The sequence below is a fragment of the Cryobacterium arcticum genome (assembly GCF_003185895.1).
Lineage (GTDB): Bacteria > Actinomycetota > Actinomycetes > Actinomycetales > Microbacteriaceae > Cryobacterium > Cryobacterium arcticum.
The window spans coordinates 1,872,546-1,887,610 of record NZ_QHLY01000012.1; the positions used below are offsets into that span (position 1 = coordinate 1,872,546).

Below are 15,065 nucleotides of genomic sequence, written 5' to 3' on the forward strand. Positions count from 1 at the left end.
AATTCTACGGGGCCTTCGCGTGCGGTCGCTCGGCGGGAGCGTCGGTGCCGCCGGCGGGGTCTTCCCCGCTGTCGCCATCCCTGTCGGCCGCGGCAAGTTCGGCTTCCTCGAGTTCGCGTTCCCAGGCATCCCGCACCAGGCGGTACCAGAGGAACACGGCGAAGCCGGCGAAGACGGCCCATTCGAGGGCGTAGAAGATGTTCAGCCAGTTCAGGGGCACCTCGACCACGGGCTCCGGGGAGTCGATGGCGACGAGGCCGTCGGGCGCGGCGGAGTCGACGATGTAGCCCTGGTAGACCGACTGGTCGCTCCAGTTGGCCCAGAGGTTGATCAGCGCCGCGGTGGAGACGGTGGTCATCGTGTGCGGGTCGACGCCATCGGCGGGCACCTCGGGCGCTTCGGAAGGCAGGAACCGTCCGGTCAGCGGCTGCAGCGATGCGATGCTCATTTGTGAGGCGAGCCGGTCGCGCACGGCGGCGGCGGTATCGGCGTCCGCGGTCCAGCCGCGGGCGACCGCGATGCTGGCACCTTCGGCGGTGACGAAGTGGCTGACCACCCAGTACCCGGTCTCGCCGCCGTTGTGCCGGCCGCTGATGATCTGCTCGTCACCGGCCACGAACGAACCGCTGGTCTCGACCATCTGGCCTTCCGCGATCTGCCGGGGCGGGCCATCCGGGGTCACGATCTCGGTGAGCGGCTGCACGGTCTCGGTGCTGCGCTCCACGACCTCACCCGAACTGATGGCACGGTCCAGCTGCCACTGGCCGAGCAGGGCGAAACCGGCGGCGATGGCCAGCGCCAGCACCAGGGCCGCGATCCAGCGCGGGCGCAGCATCATGCCGATCATGAGTAGTCCCCGGTGCGGTCGTCGGCGTCGGCCTTGTCGGGCTTCGTGGTCTTCGGGTAGGTGTCAGAGATGAAGTCCATCATCGGGTCTCCGGTTTTCTGCTCCTGGGTGGCCGCCTCGACCAGGGCGATCTCCTCCGCACGCATGGCGTCGCGCTCGGGCGAGCGGGTCGGCGGATGCTTGGCCTTCGACCGGCGGCCGAGCGCGGCGCCGATCTTCTCCGAGTTGGCGGTGAAGAGCGGACCGAGGATGGCCATGGTGAGCACGTACAGACCGGCAAAGGGTTGCAGGCGCGCATCGAGGCCGGCGCTCACCGAGAGGGTCGCCAGGATCAGGGTGAACTCCCCGCGGTTGACGAAGATCGCGGCGGTGTTGAGGCCTTCGCGGATGCCCATCTGATGCATCCGGGCCAGCAGCATGCCCGAGCCCAGGCTGAGCACGAACGTCAGCACGATGGCGATCAGCACCACGCCGATCACCGAGCCGAACTCGGCCACATTGAGCGCCAGGCCGAAGTTGAGGAAGAAGAACGCGCCGAACACGTCGCGCAGCGGCACGGCGACCCGTTCGATGCGGCCTCGGTAGGTGCTGGCGCCGAGCACCACGCCGATGAGGAAGGCACCGATGGCGTCGGTGACGCCGATGATCTCGCCGATGCCGGCGAACAGCACGGCGAGGCCGAAGAACAGGATGGTGAACAGTTCGTCGTCTTTGGTGCGCATCAGCTTGGAGACCACCCGGCCGCCCCACCGGGCGACGGAGAACATCACCACCAGGAACAGGAACGCGATCGCCAGCTGCAGCACGATCGGCCAGATCTCGGTCTCGCCGCTGAGCACAACTGAGACGATGGCGAGGTAGACGGCGATGAAGATGTCACCGACCACGGTGACCCCGAGGATCATCGGGGTCTCCTTGTTCGCCAGCCTTCGCAGTTCGATCAGCAACTTGGTGATGATGGCGCTGGAGGAGGTGCCGGTCATGCCCGCGATGACGAGGGCCTCCCGGGTTCCCCAGCCCACCATGATGCCGAAGGCAAAGCCAGCGCCCATGTTGATCAGGATGTAGGAGCCGCCGGAGATCAACAGTTTTCCGGCGTCGCCGAAGAAGGCGTCCTGGTCAAACTCGAGGCCCAGACTGAACAGCAACAGGATGAGGCCGAAGACGGCGATCAGTTCGATGTCGGCGGATTGGAAGTCGAGCGGGAACCATCCGCTGTACGGGCTGGCCATGAGGCCCACGATCATGTAGATCGGGATCGACGGCAGGCCGATCAGTTTGCCCAGGCGGCCCAAGCCGTAGGCAACCACCAGCAGGATGCCCAGGGTGATGAGGTCTTCACCGAGGTGCATCGGTCAACCTCCGGGCGGAGAGTCGACGGTCTTCGCGGTGATCGCGCCGGTGCGGAAGAAGGCGAACGCCTTCGCCACCTTCTCGGGCGAGCCGGCCACGACGAGGGTGTCGCCGGGGAAGACCTTGAAGTCGGGAGCCGGGGCCGGGTTCGCGGATTCCCCGCGCACCACTGCCACGACGGTGAGCCCAGCGATGCCGCGTTCGGCGGGATTGCCGAGTGCCTGGCCGGCGATGTGGTCCTCGTAATCGACCGTGAACCAGTCGATGCTGAGCCCGGGGATCTGGTCGAGCGCGGTGAGCGACTCGGTGATCTGGGTGCCGCCGAGCAGTTCGGCGAGGGTGTGCGCCTCGTCTTCGCTCAGGCGTAGGGACACCTTGCTGGCGTCGGGGCCGCCCTCGTCATCGGCGAAGGTGATGAGGTCGCTGTGGCCGGAGCGGTGTGCGATCACGCCCACCTTGCCGCCGTCATCGGTGATGAAGGTGTGCAGCACACCGACACCGGGGAGCTTGACCCGTCGAACGTCAACCATGGTGCGACTCCTGAGGCTTGTGGGCGGTCTATCTATTCTACCGGAGGGTTTCGCCCGGTTGACCTGGGGCCGGCGCCGCCGCATCCGGTGCGCCCCGTGCCCGCTCGCGCCGGTGCTCGGTGCATGTCCTCCGCGGGGCCGGGTGCGCCTCTTCTTGCCCGATGACCCTGCTATGGGGGGCTCATCCAGCGAGAGCGGGCGCACTGCACAGGCCATGCCTGTGAGCAGAAGTGCACAGATGCGACCCGCCCGCCGCCGCTCTCCGCACGCTCTGGAAATCTGTCCGCATGGACACCACATCAACGACCACCTTGCACGTCCTCGCAGCGCTGTCCGGCAATAGGGGGCTCATCCTGGCTGGCGACGTGGCGCGGGTCGGCCTCCAGCACGAACTCCGCCGGGAGTTCGACCGTCACACCGTCGTCCGCCTACGCCGCGGCGTGTATGTGCTCTCCTCCGAGTGGGATGCCCTCGGCCCGGATGAGCGCTACCTCCGGCGCATCCATGCTCACGCCGTAGTCGCTGAGGAGCCTGTGGTGTACTCGCATGTGTCGGCAGCGGCCCTCTGGGGCTTGCCGATCGTCGGTGCCTGGCCACCGGAGATCCATTGGTCCACCGCGGCGGCAGCCGGGGGCCGCACTCGCCACGGCGTGGTGCGCCATACGCAAGAACATGACCTTGACGTCACCGTGCACGATGGACTCCGAGTGACGTCCGTCGCCGCCACGGCGGTGGCGCTGGCCAGAGTGCTCCGGTTCGGCCAAGCCGTTGCGGTGATGGATAAGGCGATCCACGAGCCACGGGAGGGGCACGCGCTGACCACCATCGCGGAACTGGAACGGGCCTTCGGCCAGCTCGGCCGGGTTCCCGGCCGAACGGCGGCGCGGCGGGTGCTGGAGTTCGCGTCGCCGCTATCAGGCTCACCCGGGGAGTCGATCAGCCGGGCCGGCATCTTCATGCTGGGCTTTCTCCTGCCCGAGTTGCAGGTGTCGCACTGGGATCGCGACGGCCTGATCGGGTTCACGGACTTCTTCTGGCGCGGCGTGGGTTCCGTCGGCGAGTTCGACGGGCTCGGCAAGTACCTACGCGACGAGTTCACCGGCGGGCGCCCCACTGCCGACATCGTCATCGCCGAGAAGATCCGGGAAGACAGGCTGCGTGCACTGGGGCTGGGTGTCTTCCGCTGGGATTGGCCGGTCGCTACCTCCCTCTCGGCGCTCGGCGACCTTCTCACGCGCAACGGTATTCCCCGAGCTCGCTAGACCTCGCGCAGGCACCCGGTGTGCCCCGCCTGGCTGGATGAGCCCGCTATAGGAGGATCATCCAGCCATACGAGGTGCGGTCGACAGCGTCCGGTCAGTTGGTGACGATGTCCGGTGCCTCCAGCCGCACCCGGTCGGCGGACTCGTCGTCGGGCTGGGTCTGCGACTCCCGCTCGGAGGCCACGCGTTGCAGGTAGGTCGCCACCTCGTGCTCTTCTCGGTCGGTGTCCCAGCCGAGCACATCGGCAAGCAAGCGGGCCGCGACCGGGGCCGCGGACACCCCGCGGTCCCAGGCTTCGATTGAGATGCGGGTGCGCCGGGCGAGTACGTCCTCGAGGTGCAAGGCGCCCAGGTGAGTGGCCGCGTAGACAACCTCGGCCTGAATGTAGTCGTCGGCGCCGGGCAGCGGGTCGGCGAGCGCGGGGTTCTCCTTGATCAGGTCGAGGAGCTCGTCGGTGAGGGTGCCGTAGCGGTTGAGCAGGTGCTCCATCCGCACGGTGTGCAGGTTGAACGCGTGCGCGATCTTGCTGCGCTTGTTCCAGGCCGCCCGGTAGCCCTCCGCGCCGAGCAGCGGGATCTCCTTGGTGGTGGACGGCGGCACCAGCCCGTCGAGCGCATCCACTGCCGCGTCGATCGCGTCCTTGGCCATCACCCGGTAGGTGGTCCACTTGCCGCCGGCGATCACGACCAGGCCGGGCACCGAGTGCCCCACCAGGTGCTCCCGGGAGAGCTTGGAGGTCTGCTCGCTCTCCCCCGCCAGCAGTGGCCGGAGGCCCGCGTAGACGCCCTCCACGTCTTCCCGGGTGAGCGGAACCTGCAGCACCGAGTTCACGTGCTCGAGCAGGTAGTCGATGTCGGCGGCCGTGGCGGCCGGATGCGCCTTGTCGAGGTGCCAGTCGGTGTCGGTGGTGCCGATCAGCCAGTGCCGACCCCAGGGGATGACAAAGAGCACGCTCTTCTCGGTGCGGAGCAGCAAACCCATCGCGGATTGGAATCGGTCTCGCGGCACGACCAGGTGAATGCCCTTGGAGGCGCGCACCTTGAAGGTGCCTCGCTCCCCCACCATCCGCTGGGTGTCGTCGGTCCAGACGCCGGTGGCGTTGACCACCTGCTTGGCGCGCACCTCGAACCGTTCGCCGGTCTGCAGGTCGTGGGCTTGGACGCCGACGACCCGTTCGCCCACCTTGATGAAGCCTTCCACCCGCACTCGGCTGGCGGCGTGGGCGCCGTAGAAGGAGGCAGTGCGGGCGAGTGAGGCCACATAGAGGGCGTCGTCGACCTGGGCGTCGTAGTAGGTGATGCCGCCGACCAGGGCGTTGTGGTTCAGGCTCGGCACCAGCTTCTGCACCTGGCCGCGGCTGAGGTGCTGGTGGTGCGGCACACCCGGCCGGCCACCCAGGTAGCTCAGTACGTCATAGAGCAGCATGCCGGCACCCACATAGGCGCGCTCGGTGACCCGCTTCTTCAGCGGATAGAGAAAACGCACGGGCTTGACCAGGTGCGGCGCGATGGTCTTCAGCAGCAGGCCACGTTCGGTGAGGGCCTCCCGCACCAGGCGGAAGTCGAGCTGTTCGAGATAGCGGATGCCGCCGTGCACCAGCTTCGACGACCGGCTGGAGGTGCCGGATGCCCAGTCGCGTGCCTCGAGGATGCCGACGCTGAGGCCGCGGGTGACGGCATCCAGCGCGGCGCCGGTGCCTACGATCCCACCACCGACAACCAGGATGTCGACTTCCTTGGACTTCAGCCGCTCGATCGCCGCCGCGCGTTCCTCAGGCCCAAGCTTGTTGGACCGTGTCACCGAATTATCGTGCGTCATCTGCAAACTCCCTCGACATCGATGGTGCTTGCTTCGACGCTAGTTCACTCAGTACGGCGCGACAACTACCTCTACCCGCTGAAATTCTTTGATTCCGCTGTATCCGGTGGTGGCCATCGAGCGGCGCAGCGCGCCGACCAAGTTGGCGGTGCCGTCGGCCGCGGAGGCCGGTCCGTAGAGGATCGCCTCGAGCGGGGCGACGGTGCCGACCTCGACGCGCTTGCCGCGGGGCAGCTGCGAGTGGTGTGCTTCGGCTCCCCAGTGGAAGCCGCCGCCGGGGGCGTCGGTGGCGCGGGCGAGGGCGGTGCCGAGCATCACGGCATCCGCACCGCAGGCTATCGCCTTGACGATGTCGCCGGAGGTGCTGAGGCCGCCGTCGGCGATCACGTGCACGTAGCGTCCGCCGGACTCGTCCATGTAGTCGCGGCGGGCGCCGGCGACGTCGGCCACGGCGGTGGCCATCGGGGCGTGGATGCCGAGGCTGGTGCGGGTCGTGGAGGCCGCGCCGCCGCCGAAGCCGACGAGCACGCCAGCCGCTCCGGTGCGCATCAGGTGCAGCGCCGCGGTGTAGGTGGCGGCGCCGCCCACGATCACGGGCACGTCGAGGTCGTAGATGAACTTCTTGAGGTTGAGCGGCTCCTGGTTGCGGGAGACGTGCTCGGCCGAGACGGTGGTGCCACGGATGACGAACAGGTCGACGCCGGCGGCGACGACGGTCTCGTACAGCTCCTGGGTGCGCTGCGGCGACAGGGCGCCGGCGACGGTGACTCCGGCAGCGCGGATCTCGGCGAGACGCTCGGTGACCAGGCTGGGCTTGATCGGCTCGGCGTAGATCTCCTGCATGCGCGCGGTGGTCTTGTCGGCGGGCAGGCTGCGAATCTCGGCGAGCAGGGGCTCGGGGTTCTCGTACCGGGTCCAGAGGCCCTCGAGGTCGAGCACACCCAGTCCGCCGAGCTTGCCCATCATGATCGCCGTGGTCGGCGAGACGACGGAGTCCATCGGGGCGGCGAGGAACGGGATGTCGAATTGGTAGGCGTCGATGGACCAGCCGACCGACACATCCTCCGGGTCACGGGTGCGCCGAGACGGCACCACCGCGATGTCGTCAAAGGCGTATACACGCCGTGCGCGCTTGGACCGGCCGATCTCAATTTCCATACTCACAAGCCCAGTTTAGTCTGGGCGCGCCCTCAGCCCGCGGCCCCCACCCTCCGCGAGCTGTGAGAAAAGCCCCGAAAACTCGACGTTTTCGGGGCTTAACTCACGGTTCGCGGGGGTTAGCGGCGGTAGTTCGGGGCCTCGACCACGATCTGCACGTCGTGCGGGTGGCTCTCCTTGAGTCCGGCGGCGGTGATCCGCACGAACTTGCCCTTGTTCTTCAGTTCCTCGATGGTGCGGGCACCCACGTAGAACATGGACTGGCGGAGGCCGCCGATGAGCTGGTATGCCACCGCGGACACCGGGCCGCGGTAAGGCACCTGGCCCTCGATGCCCTCGGGGATGAGCTTGTCGTCGCTGGGCACGTCCGACTGGAAGTAGCGGTCCTTGGAGTAGGAGGTCTTGTTGCCGCGGGTCTGCAGCGCGCCGAGCGAGCCCATGCCACGGTAGGTCTTGAACTGCTTGCCGTTCACGAAGACCAGTTCGCCCGGGCTCTCGTCGCAGCCGGCCAGGAGGGAGCCGAGCATCACGGTGTCGGCGCCGGCGACGAGCGCCTTGGCGATGTCACCGGAATACTGCAGGCCACCATCCGCGATCACCGGCACGCCGCTCTCGCGGGCGGCGAGTGACGCCTGGTACACCGCGGTGACCTGGGGCACACCCACGCCGGCCACGATGCGGGTGGTGCAGATCGAGCCGGGGCCCACGCCCACCTTGATGGCGTCAGCACCGGCATCCACCAGCGCCTGCGCGCCGGAGCGGGTGGCGACGTTGCCGCCGATCACGTCGACGTCGGCGAAGGCCTTGTCCTTCTTCAGGCGCCGGATGATCTCCAGCACTCCGGCGCTGTCGCCATTGGCGGTATCGACCACGAGCACGTCCACACCGGCGTCGAGCAGGGTGGTGGCACGCTGCCAGGCGTCACCGAAGAAGCCGATGGCCGCGCCGACCCGCAGACGCCCGGCGTCGTCCTTGGTCGCGTTGGGGTATTCCTCGCTCTTGTCGAAGTCCTTGACGGTGATGAGGCCGGTGAGGCGGCCGGCGTCGTCGACAAGCGGCAGCTTCTCGATCTTGTGGGTGGCGAAGATCGCCACGGCATCCATCGGCGCCATGCCGACCTTGCCGGTGATGAGCGGAGCCTTGGTCATGACCTCGCGCACCTTCATGGTGTGCTTCTGCACGGTGGAGACGAAGCGCATGTCGCGGTTGGTGATGATGCCGACGAGCACACCGTCGTTGTCCACGACCGGGAGCCCACTGATGCGGAACTGCCCACACAGGGCGTCAACCTCCGCAACGGTGGCATCGGGCGAAGTCGTTACCGGATTGGTAATCATGCCGGATTCGCTGCGCTTGACGAGGTCGACCTGCTCGGCCTGGTCTGCAATCGACAGGTTGCGGTGCAGGATGCCCAGCCCACCTTCCCGAGCCATGGCGATAGCCATGCGGGTCTCGGTGACGGTGTCCATCGCGGCGGAGAGCAGCGGCGTCGCGACGCTGATTCTGCGGGTTAGCCGGGACTTTGTCTCTGCCTCGCTCGGAATTACGTCGGTGTGTCCAGGCAGCAGGAGCACGTCGTCGTAGGTGAGTCCAGTGAAACCGAACGGATCTGGCTGATCCATGAAACCCCTTTTGCATTCGCGGATAAGGAAAAAAGTCCGGAAATCCAAAAGATGTAACCGGTAATCAATGTTAAGCGAGATCTCGCCCCGCGCATTCCTTGCACGAAAATCGATGGCGCAAACACGTCCCACGAAACATATGCGACATAATCGGCACGTACTGTCAGCAACGTCGCTGGCAGGTCAGTCCGTGCCAGCTCGAATACGCACCGACGGTGCCGCCATGGAGGTGCAGTGAACAATACATACGCTGTTCGCAAATTCAAGCCGAGGAAGCTGGTGCTTCTACTCGGCCTGCTTCTGACAGCCCTGACCTTCTCCACACTCGGTGCGGGGGCCGCTCAGGCTGACGAGATCAACACGGACCAATACGACTACGTCATCGCCGGCAACGTGCAATTCGACGGTGAACCCATCGAAGACGTGCTCATCTCGGTCGAAGGCTCCGGCTACGAGGCAGAGGTTGTCACCGACGCCGACGGCAAGTGGCGCATCGGTGTTCCCGAGAAGGAGGCCTACACGGTCACCCTCGACGAGGACACGCTGCCCAAGGGGGTCGTTGTCGCCAAGGGCGGGTCGACCATCGATGCCGAGTTCGGCCTGACCAAGGTGAAATCGGTGAACTTCTTCCTCGGTGAGGGAGAGCGCACCACGGTGAGCTTCTTCGACCAGTTCGTGAACCGGTTCGTCAACGGCCTCAACTTCGGCCTGCTGCTCGCCCTGGCCGCGATCGGAATGTCGCTCATCTTCGGCACCACGGGCCTGAGCAACTTCGCCCACGCCGAGATGATCACCTTCGGTGCTCTGGCCACACTCACCCTGTCGGTGACCATGGGCGTGCCGATCTGGCTCGCCATCCTGGTCGCCATCGCGTTGAGCGGCGCTCTGGGCTGGGGACTGGACGCGGCGATCTGGAAACCGTTGCGGAAGAAGGGGGTGGGTTTGATCCCCCTGATGATCGTCAGCATCGGCCTGTCGCTGGCGCTGCGGTACACCTTCCAGCTGTTCTACGGCGGCGGCACCAGCCAGCTGCCCGGCTCGGGCATGGCCGACATGAAGTTCGGACCCATCTCGCTGTCCTGGCTCGACATCGGCAGCATGGCGATCTCGATCGTCGTGCTCCTCGCAGTCTCGTACTTCCTGCTGCGCACTCGCATCGGCAAGGCCACCCGTGCCGTTTCCGACAACCCCAGCCTGGCTTCGGCCAGCGGCATCGACGTCGACGGCGTCATCCGCATCGTCTGGATCGTCGGCGGCTCGCTGGCCGGCCTGTCCGGTGTGCTCTGGGCCTACTTCCGCCCCGGCGTCAGCTGGGACATGGGCTTCCAGATCCTGCTGCTGGTCTTCGCGGCCACGACCCTCGGTGGTCTCGGCACGGCGTTCGGCGCCCTGGTGGGCTCCATCATTGTGGGCCTGTTCGTCGAACTGTCGACGCTCTGGCTTCCGTCCGACCTCAAGTACGTCGGCGCACTTGTCGTTTTGATCCTGGTGCTGCTGCTTCGGCCGCAAGGCATCCTGGGTCGCAAAGAGAGAATTGGCTAGGGGCTGACGATGATCGACTGGGGAGCAATCTTTAGCAACGCGGCCGTCGAGCTGATCAGCCCGACCACTGCTGCCTACGCCCTCGCGGCGCTGGGCCTGGCAATTCACTTCGGCTACACCGGCCTGCTCAACTTCGGCCAGGCCGGCTTCATGGCCATCGGCGCCTACGGCTACGCCATCTCGACCCTGAGCTTCGGCTTTCCGGTCTGGGCATCGGTGCTCGTCGGTATCGGCGCATCCGTGATCTTCGCGCTGATCCTGGGTATTCCCACCCTGCGCTTGCGGGCGGACTATCTGGCCATCGTGACCATCGCGGCCGCCGAAATCGTGCGGCTGCTGTTCACGACGAACACCTTCGAACCGCTCACCGGTTCGGCCAACGGGCTCAGCGGGTACAAGGGTGGTTTCGCCGCCCTCAACCCGATCCCGCCGGGAACCTACGGGTTCGGTCCCTTCGAGTACAACGCGTACGACTGGTGGCTGCGCATCGTGGCCTGGTCCGTCGTGGTGCTGGCCTGCCTCTTCACCTGGCAGATCATGCGCAGCCCGTGGGGCCGCGTCATCAAGGGCATCCGTGAAGACGAAGATGCCGTGCGCGCGCTCGGCAAGAACGTGTACTTCTACAAGATGCAGTCGCTGATCCTCGGTGGCGTCTTCGGAACCATCGCCGGCATGATCTTCGTGCTGCCGCGTGCTGTGGTGCCGTCGAACTACCAGACCAGCCTCACGTTCTTCGTCTACGCGATCCTGCTGCTCGGTGGCGCCGCCACGATCCTCGGCCCGGTCATCGGCTCGATGGTCTTCTGGGTGCTGCTGTCGTTCTTCTCCGGGTTCATCGCCCGGGCCGTCGAGGCGGGCTGGCTGCCGTTCATGTCGAGCATCCAGGCCGGACAGTTGCGCTTCATCCTGGTGGGAGTGGCGATCATGCTGATCGTGATCTACAGACCACAGGGCATCTTCGGAAACAAGAAGGAGCTGGCTTTTGTCAAATAACACCGTTCCCACTGCCAAGCCCGTCAAGACCGTTGACATGCACATCGGGGAAGCTGTTCCCGGGTGCAAGAAGAAAGACCCGATCCTCGTCGTCGACGGCGTCAGCCGCACCTTCGGCGGCCTCAAGGCGGTGGATGTCGAGCACCTCGAGATTCCCCGCGGCGCGATCACCGCGCTGATCGGCCCCAACGGCGCCGGCAAGACCACCCTGTTCAACCTGCTCACCGGGTTCGACAAGCCGGACACCGGCTCGTGGACCTTCGAGGGCACCCCGATCGGTGGGGTGCCGGCGTTCAAGGTGGCTCGGATGGGCCAGGTGCGCACCTTCCAGCTGACCAAGGCGCTGGGCCTGCTCACCGTCATGGACAACATGTTGCTCGGCGCCAAGGCGCAGATCGGCGAGAACCTGTTCCGCGCCATTCTGCCCTTCATGTGGCGCAAGCAGGAGGCCGACAACAAGGTCAAGGCCCTCGACCTGCTGGCCAAGTTCAAGCTCGACGCCAAGAAGGACGACTACGCGGCCAGCCTCTCCGGCGGGCAGCGCAAGCTCCTCGAAATGGCGCGGGCGCTGATGAGCGACCCCACTCTGGTGATGCTCGACGAGCCCATGGCCGGCGTGAACCCGGCGCTGACCCAGTCGCTGCTCGATCACATCCTGGGCCTCAAGGCCGAAGGCATGAGCGTGCTCTTCGTCGAGCACGACATGCACATGGTGCGTCACATCGCCGACTGGGTGATCGTGATGGCCGAGGGCAAGGTCGTGGCAGAGGGCGACCCGCACGAGGTGATGCGCAACCAGGCCGTGATCGACGCGTACCTCGGCCAGCACCACGACGAAGACCTCGGCGAGGACCCCGACGCCGAGAAGGAACATGTCGGAGCCATTAAGGAGCTGCTCGATGACGAACTCTAGCCCGCTGATCGACGCCACCCCGCCGCCCGTGCGGAACGCCGTCGTCGAGGTCAAGAACGTGACCGCCGGCTACGTGCCCGGCGTCAACATCCTCAATGAATGTTCACTGACCGCCTATGACGGTGAGCTGATCGGCATCATCGGCCCGAACGGCGCCGGCAAGTCCACGCTGCTCAAGTCGATCTTCGGCCTGGTCAAGGTGCGCGAGGGCGAGATCCGGCTGCGTGGCGACAACATCACCAACCTGAAGGCCAACAAGCTGGTCTCCAAGGGGGTGGGCTTCGTGCCGCAGACGAACAACGTCTTCCCCACGCTCACCATCCAGGAAAACCTGGAAATGGGCATGTACCAGAAGCCCAAGGGCCTGGCCGAACGGCTCGAGTTCGTGACCGAGATCTTCCCCGAGCTGCGCAAGCGACTCGGCCAGCGGGCCGGTTCGCTCTCTGGTGGTGAACGCCAGATGGTGGCGATGTCCCGGGCGCTCATGATGGGCCCGCACGTGCTGCTGCTCGACGAGCCGAGCGCCGGTCTCTCCCCCGTGCGTCAGGACGAAGCGTTCCTGCGCGTGAAGGAGATCAACAAGGCCGGCGTGACCACGATCATGGTGGAGCAGAACGCCCGCCGCTGCCTGCAGATCTGCGACCGCGGCTATGTGCTCGACCAGGGCCGGGATGCCTACACCGGCACCGGTCGTGAGCTGCTGAACGACCCCAAGGTGATCGGCCTGTACCTGGGCACCCTGGGTCAGGACGACTAGCCCTTTTCTGCACCACCCACCTGCCCCGTTGCGGACGGGTTGCCCCGGTAGACCAGGGCAACTCGACCGGAACGGGGCAGCTCGCGTTTATGGGGCGGCTAGAGCGGGCGCAGGGTGAGCACCCGCGCGGTGGGAGCGGGAACTGTCACCGTGACGGTGAGGAGCCCGGCAGCGGCGTCCCAGGCCCAGGTCCAGCCGTGCTGCTGGGCGGGGAAGAAGGGCAGAACCTCGATCTCGCGGCCGGCGAACGCCGGCAACGGCACCGTCACGGTGTCTGCGGAGCCCGGACGACGCCAGAGCGATAGCCGCAGCGAGTCCTCCGGCGCGGTCAGGCCCAGGGCCACCCAGGGCTCCTCCCATCCGGGCAGGCCGAGCGGCCACACGGCGTGCGAGGTGTGGATGTCGGCGACCACGGTCTTCTGCGCGGTGACGGCCGCGGCGACGAGGTCGACCTCGGCCGGGCTCATCTGGTTTATATACCCGGAGAGGTACATACGGCCGAGGATGGCGTTCACCAGCGAGAAGGTGAACAGTTCCGGTGGCATACCCGCCTGCGGGTAGGCCCAGTTTCCGGCCTGCTCCGGCAGCAGCGACGCGGGTGCGGCAGCGGCGATCGGCGCGTACATCACCGGGTCCTGTTGGTCCGAGGTGGACTGCAGGTGCAGCCGGCTCATCATGGCGTAGTCCATCCGCATCGCTCCTGATGCGCAGTTCTCGATCAGGAGATGCGGATGCCGGGCCTGGACGGCGTCGAGCCAATCGAGCAGCGCCCGGTTGTGGCCGAGCAGGCCGTCGCCGGGAGCGAGGCCGGCGGCATCCGTGCCCGGGCCGGCCATGGTGTTGTAGTCCAGCTTGAAGAAGCCCACGCCGTAGTCGGAGACCAGTCGGTCGACGACGGCGTCGAGGTGGGCGCGCGCGGCAGGTGAACGCAGGTCGAGGTGGTGCCGGCCGTGCTCGGCCACCCGGATGCCGCCGCGGGAGAAGAACGCGTCGTCGGGCAGGGAACGGGCGAGCGGGGAGTGCACGCCGATCACCTCGGGTTCGAGCCAGAGACCGGCGACCATGCCGCGGGCCCGGATGTGGTCGATCACCTCGGTGATGCCGTTCGGGAACCGGCTCGCGGCCGGCTCCCAGGCGCCCACGGTGTCCCACCAGTGCCCCTCGGCGTACCAGCCGGCGTCGACGCAGAAGTAGTCAGCGCCCACGGCCGCGGCGGCGTCGATCAGCGGCAGCAGCTTTGCCGTGGTGGGGTCGCCCATCAGGGTGTTCATGTAGTCGTTGAAGATCACCGGGGAGGCCGCGTCGGCGGCGCGCGGCAACCGGATGGCGCGGCGTTGGTCGGTGAGCACGGCGAGCGCCGCATCCACTCCCCCGCCGCTGATGCCCACAGAGGCCGGCACAGAGGTGAAGCCGCGCCCGGGGGTGATCACCGTGGACCACTGGTTCTCCTGGTCGGTGGGACCGGCCAGGAGCAGGTAGGCGCCGTGCCGGGTCTCGCCGACCTCGTAGCTCCACGGCCCGTTGTGCTCCACCTGCCAGGACAGGGCGTAGTCGGCGTCCCGGCAGAGCAGCGCCCCGGTGGGCAGTCGCTCCCCCGTGGACCACGACCCCCGGTTGGAGACCAGGCAGCGGCTGCGCGGCGGGTGGTGCTGCACGTCGCGGTCGATGCGGGCCAGGCCCACTTCGCGGAGCGGCCTCGTGCTCCACCGGCTCTCGGCCACCCAGTCGTTCTCCCCGCTGAGCAGGTCGAATTCATCGACCGTGCGGCCGGTGTCGGCCAGGAACGCGCCGGTGGCGAAGGTGGAGACGAAGTCGAGGGTGAGCGAGGTGGGGCGGGCTCCCCCGACGGGTGTCAGCTCCGGGTCGAGGTCGACGACGGTCCAGGTCTGGAAGGCGGCGGTCGCCGCATCCGCCCGGAACACGCTGGTCACCCGCAACCCGGTGCCGGGCTCGACCTGCTCGATGCGCAGCTCGCGGAACCCCTCAGCGGTGGTCTCGGTGTGTGCGGCGTAGCGCAGGGCCCGGCCGAGCACGGTGTCCACGTGCCGGAAACTGCCCGGGAACCGGCCGTGGCCGGTGGCCGAGATCTCGACCAGGGGCTGGTCCAGGCGGCTGACGGTGTCATCCGCAACGACGGCGGTATCGAGGCCCGCCGCCCGGAGGGAGCGGAGGGCGACGGGTGCCTCGTCGCCGTGGCCGAAGGTGAGCTGCAGCGCATCCGTGCGCCAGGAGAACTCGGTCATGGTGGATCCTCGTGTCGGGTGCGTCG

The 15,065-nt window shown here is 67.1% G+C and carries 12 protein-coding genes; 5 read left to right on the plus strand and 7 right to left on the minus strand.

The features are described from left to right. Positions 1-4 precede the first annotated feature (4 nt). Genes CTB96_RS18575 through CTB96_RS18585 form a run of 3 tightly spaced genes read right to left on the minus strand, consistent with a single transcriptional unit; the run spans position 5 to position 2,730 of the window. Entirely contained in the window at positions 5-847 is an 843-nt protein-coding gene (locus CTB96_RS18575) for an SURF1 family protein (protein WP_110128256.1), read from the minus strand. Next, positions 844-2,199: a cation:proton antiporter gene (locus tag CTB96_RS18580; protein WP_110128257.1), complete on the minus strand. Its 1,356-nt coding sequence runs from the start codon at positions 2,197-2,199 to the stop codon at positions 844-846. The genes CTB96_RS18575 and CTB96_RS18580 overlap by 4 nt, the downstream gene beginning before the upstream one ends. A 3-nt stretch (positions 2,200-2,202) precedes the next feature. After that, on the minus strand, positions 2,203-2,730 hold the full coding sequence (locus tag CTB96_RS18585) for a cation:proton antiporter regulatory subunit (RefSeq protein WP_110128258.1): 528 nt from the start codon (positions 2,728-2,730) through the stop codon (positions 2,203-2,205). Between the two features lie 287 nt (positions 2,731-3,017). Here CTB96_RS18585 and CTB96_RS18590 point away from each other — a divergent pair, with 287 nt between their 5' ends. After that, a complete protein-coding gene (locus CTB96_RS18590) occupies positions 3,018-3,992 on the plus strand; it encodes a hypothetical protein (RefSeq protein WP_110128259.1) in 975 nt (324 codons plus the stop codon). A gap of 94 nt (positions 3,993-4,086) precedes the next feature. Here the strand turns inward: CTB96_RS18590 and CTB96_RS18595 are convergent, their stop codons facing one another. The 3 genes from CTB96_RS18595 to guaB all read right to left on the minus strand — a co-directional run bounded on the left by CTB96_RS18595 (position 4,087) and on the right by guaB (position 8,591). After that, complete coding sequence (locus CTB96_RS18595; protein ID WP_181397337.1) at positions 4,087-5,811, minus strand: glycerol-3-phosphate dehydrogenase/oxidase; 1,725 nt, start codon at positions 5,809-5,811, stop codon at positions 4,087-4,089. Between the two features lie 48 nt (positions 5,812-5,859). Then, positions 5,860-6,969 carry a GuaB3 family IMP dehydrogenase-related protein gene (locus CTB96_RS18600; protein WP_110128261.1) on the minus strand — a complete coding sequence of 370 codons (1,110 nt, stop codon included), beginning with the start codon at positions 6,967-6,969 and terminating at the stop codon, positions 5,860-5,862. Positions 6,970-7,088: 119 nt separating this feature from the next. After that, positions 7,089-8,591, minus strand: a complete 1,503-nt coding sequence (guaB, locus tag CTB96_RS18605; RefSeq protein ID WP_110128262.1) for an IMP dehydrogenase — start codon at positions 8,589-8,591, stop codon at positions 7,089-7,091. Positions 8,592-8,825: 234 nt separating this feature from the next. On the opposite strand from guaB, the gene CTB96_RS18610 reads away from it, so the two are divergent. From CTB96_RS18610 to CTB96_RS18625, 4 genes are read left to right on the plus strand one after another with little or no spacing between them, the layout of a single operon-like run. Further along, complete coding sequence (locus CTB96_RS18610) at positions 8,826-10,133, plus strand: branched-chain amino acid ABC transporter permease (protein ID WP_248283450.1); 1,308 nt, start codon at positions 8,826-8,828, stop codon at positions 10,131-10,133. A gap of 12 nt (positions 10,134-10,145) precedes the next feature. Further along, on the plus strand, positions 10,146-11,126 hold the full coding sequence (locus CTB96_RS18615) for a branched-chain amino acid ABC transporter permease (RefSeq protein ID WP_110128584.1): 981 nt from the start codon (positions 10,146-10,148) through the stop codon (positions 11,124-11,126). A 37-nt stretch (positions 11,127-11,163) separates the two neighbouring features. Continuing rightward, entirely contained in the window at positions 11,164-12,039 is an 876-nt protein-coding gene (locus CTB96_RS18620; protein WP_110128264.1) for an ABC transporter ATP-binding protein, read from the plus strand. Beyond that, positions 12,026-12,796 (plus strand): ABC transporter ATP-binding protein, encoded by a 771-nt coding sequence (locus CTB96_RS18625; protein ID WP_110128265.1) that lies wholly within the window; start codon positions 12,026-12,028, stop codon positions 12,794-12,796. The genes CTB96_RS18620 and CTB96_RS18625 overlap by 14 nt, the downstream gene beginning before the upstream one ends. Before the next feature lie 98 nt (positions 12,797-12,894). Here CTB96_RS18625 and CTB96_RS18630 read toward each other — a convergent pair whose 3' ends face one another. After that, positions 12,895-15,039 (minus strand): glycoside hydrolase family 36 protein, encoded by a 2,145-nt coding sequence (locus CTB96_RS18630; RefSeq protein WP_110128266.1) that lies wholly within the window; start codon positions 15,037-15,039, stop codon positions 12,895-12,897. Between the last annotated feature and the right edge of the window lie 26 nt (positions 15,040-15,065).

Bases quoted from the DNA above. Each gene is read 5' to 3' on its own strand.
- CTB96_RS18575 (WP_110128256.1), bottom strand. From the start codon at position 847: ATGATCGGCATGATGCTGCGCCCGCGCTGGATCGCGGCCCTGGTGCTG.
- CTB96_RS18580 (WP_110128257.1), bottom strand. From the start codon at position 2,199: ATGCACCTCGGTGAAGACCTCATCACCCTGGGCATCCTGCTGGTGGTT.
- CTB96_RS18585 (WP_110128258.1), bottom strand. From the start codon at position 2,730: ATGGTTGACGTTCGACGGGTCAAGCTCCCCGGTGTCGGTGTGCTGCAC.
- CTB96_RS18590 (WP_110128259.1), top strand. From the start codon at position 3,018: ATGGACACCACATCAACGACCACCTTGCACGTCCTCGCAGCGCTGTCC.
- CTB96_RS18595 (WP_181397337.1), bottom strand. From the start codon at position 5,811: ATGACGCACGATAATTCGGTGACACGGTCCAACAAGCTTGGGCCTGAG.
- CTB96_RS18600 (WP_110128261.1), bottom strand. From the start codon at position 6,969: ATGGAAATTGAGATCGGCCGGTCCAAGCGCGCACGGCGTGTATACGCC.
- guaB (WP_110128262.1), bottom strand. From the start codon at position 8,591: ATGGATCAGCCAGATCCGTTCGGTTTCACTGGACTCACCTACGACGAC.
- CTB96_RS18620 (WP_110128264.1), top strand. From the start codon at position 11,164: ATGCACATCGGGGAAGCTGTTCCCGGGTGCAAGAAGAAAGACCCGATC.
- CTB96_RS18625 (WP_110128265.1), top strand. From the start codon at position 12,026: ATGACGAACTCTAGCCCGCTGATCGACGCCACCCCGCCGCCCGTGCGG.
- CTB96_RS18630 (WP_110128266.1), bottom strand. From the start codon at position 15,039: ATGACCGAGTTCTCCTGGCGCACGGATGCGCTGCAGCTCACCTTCGGC.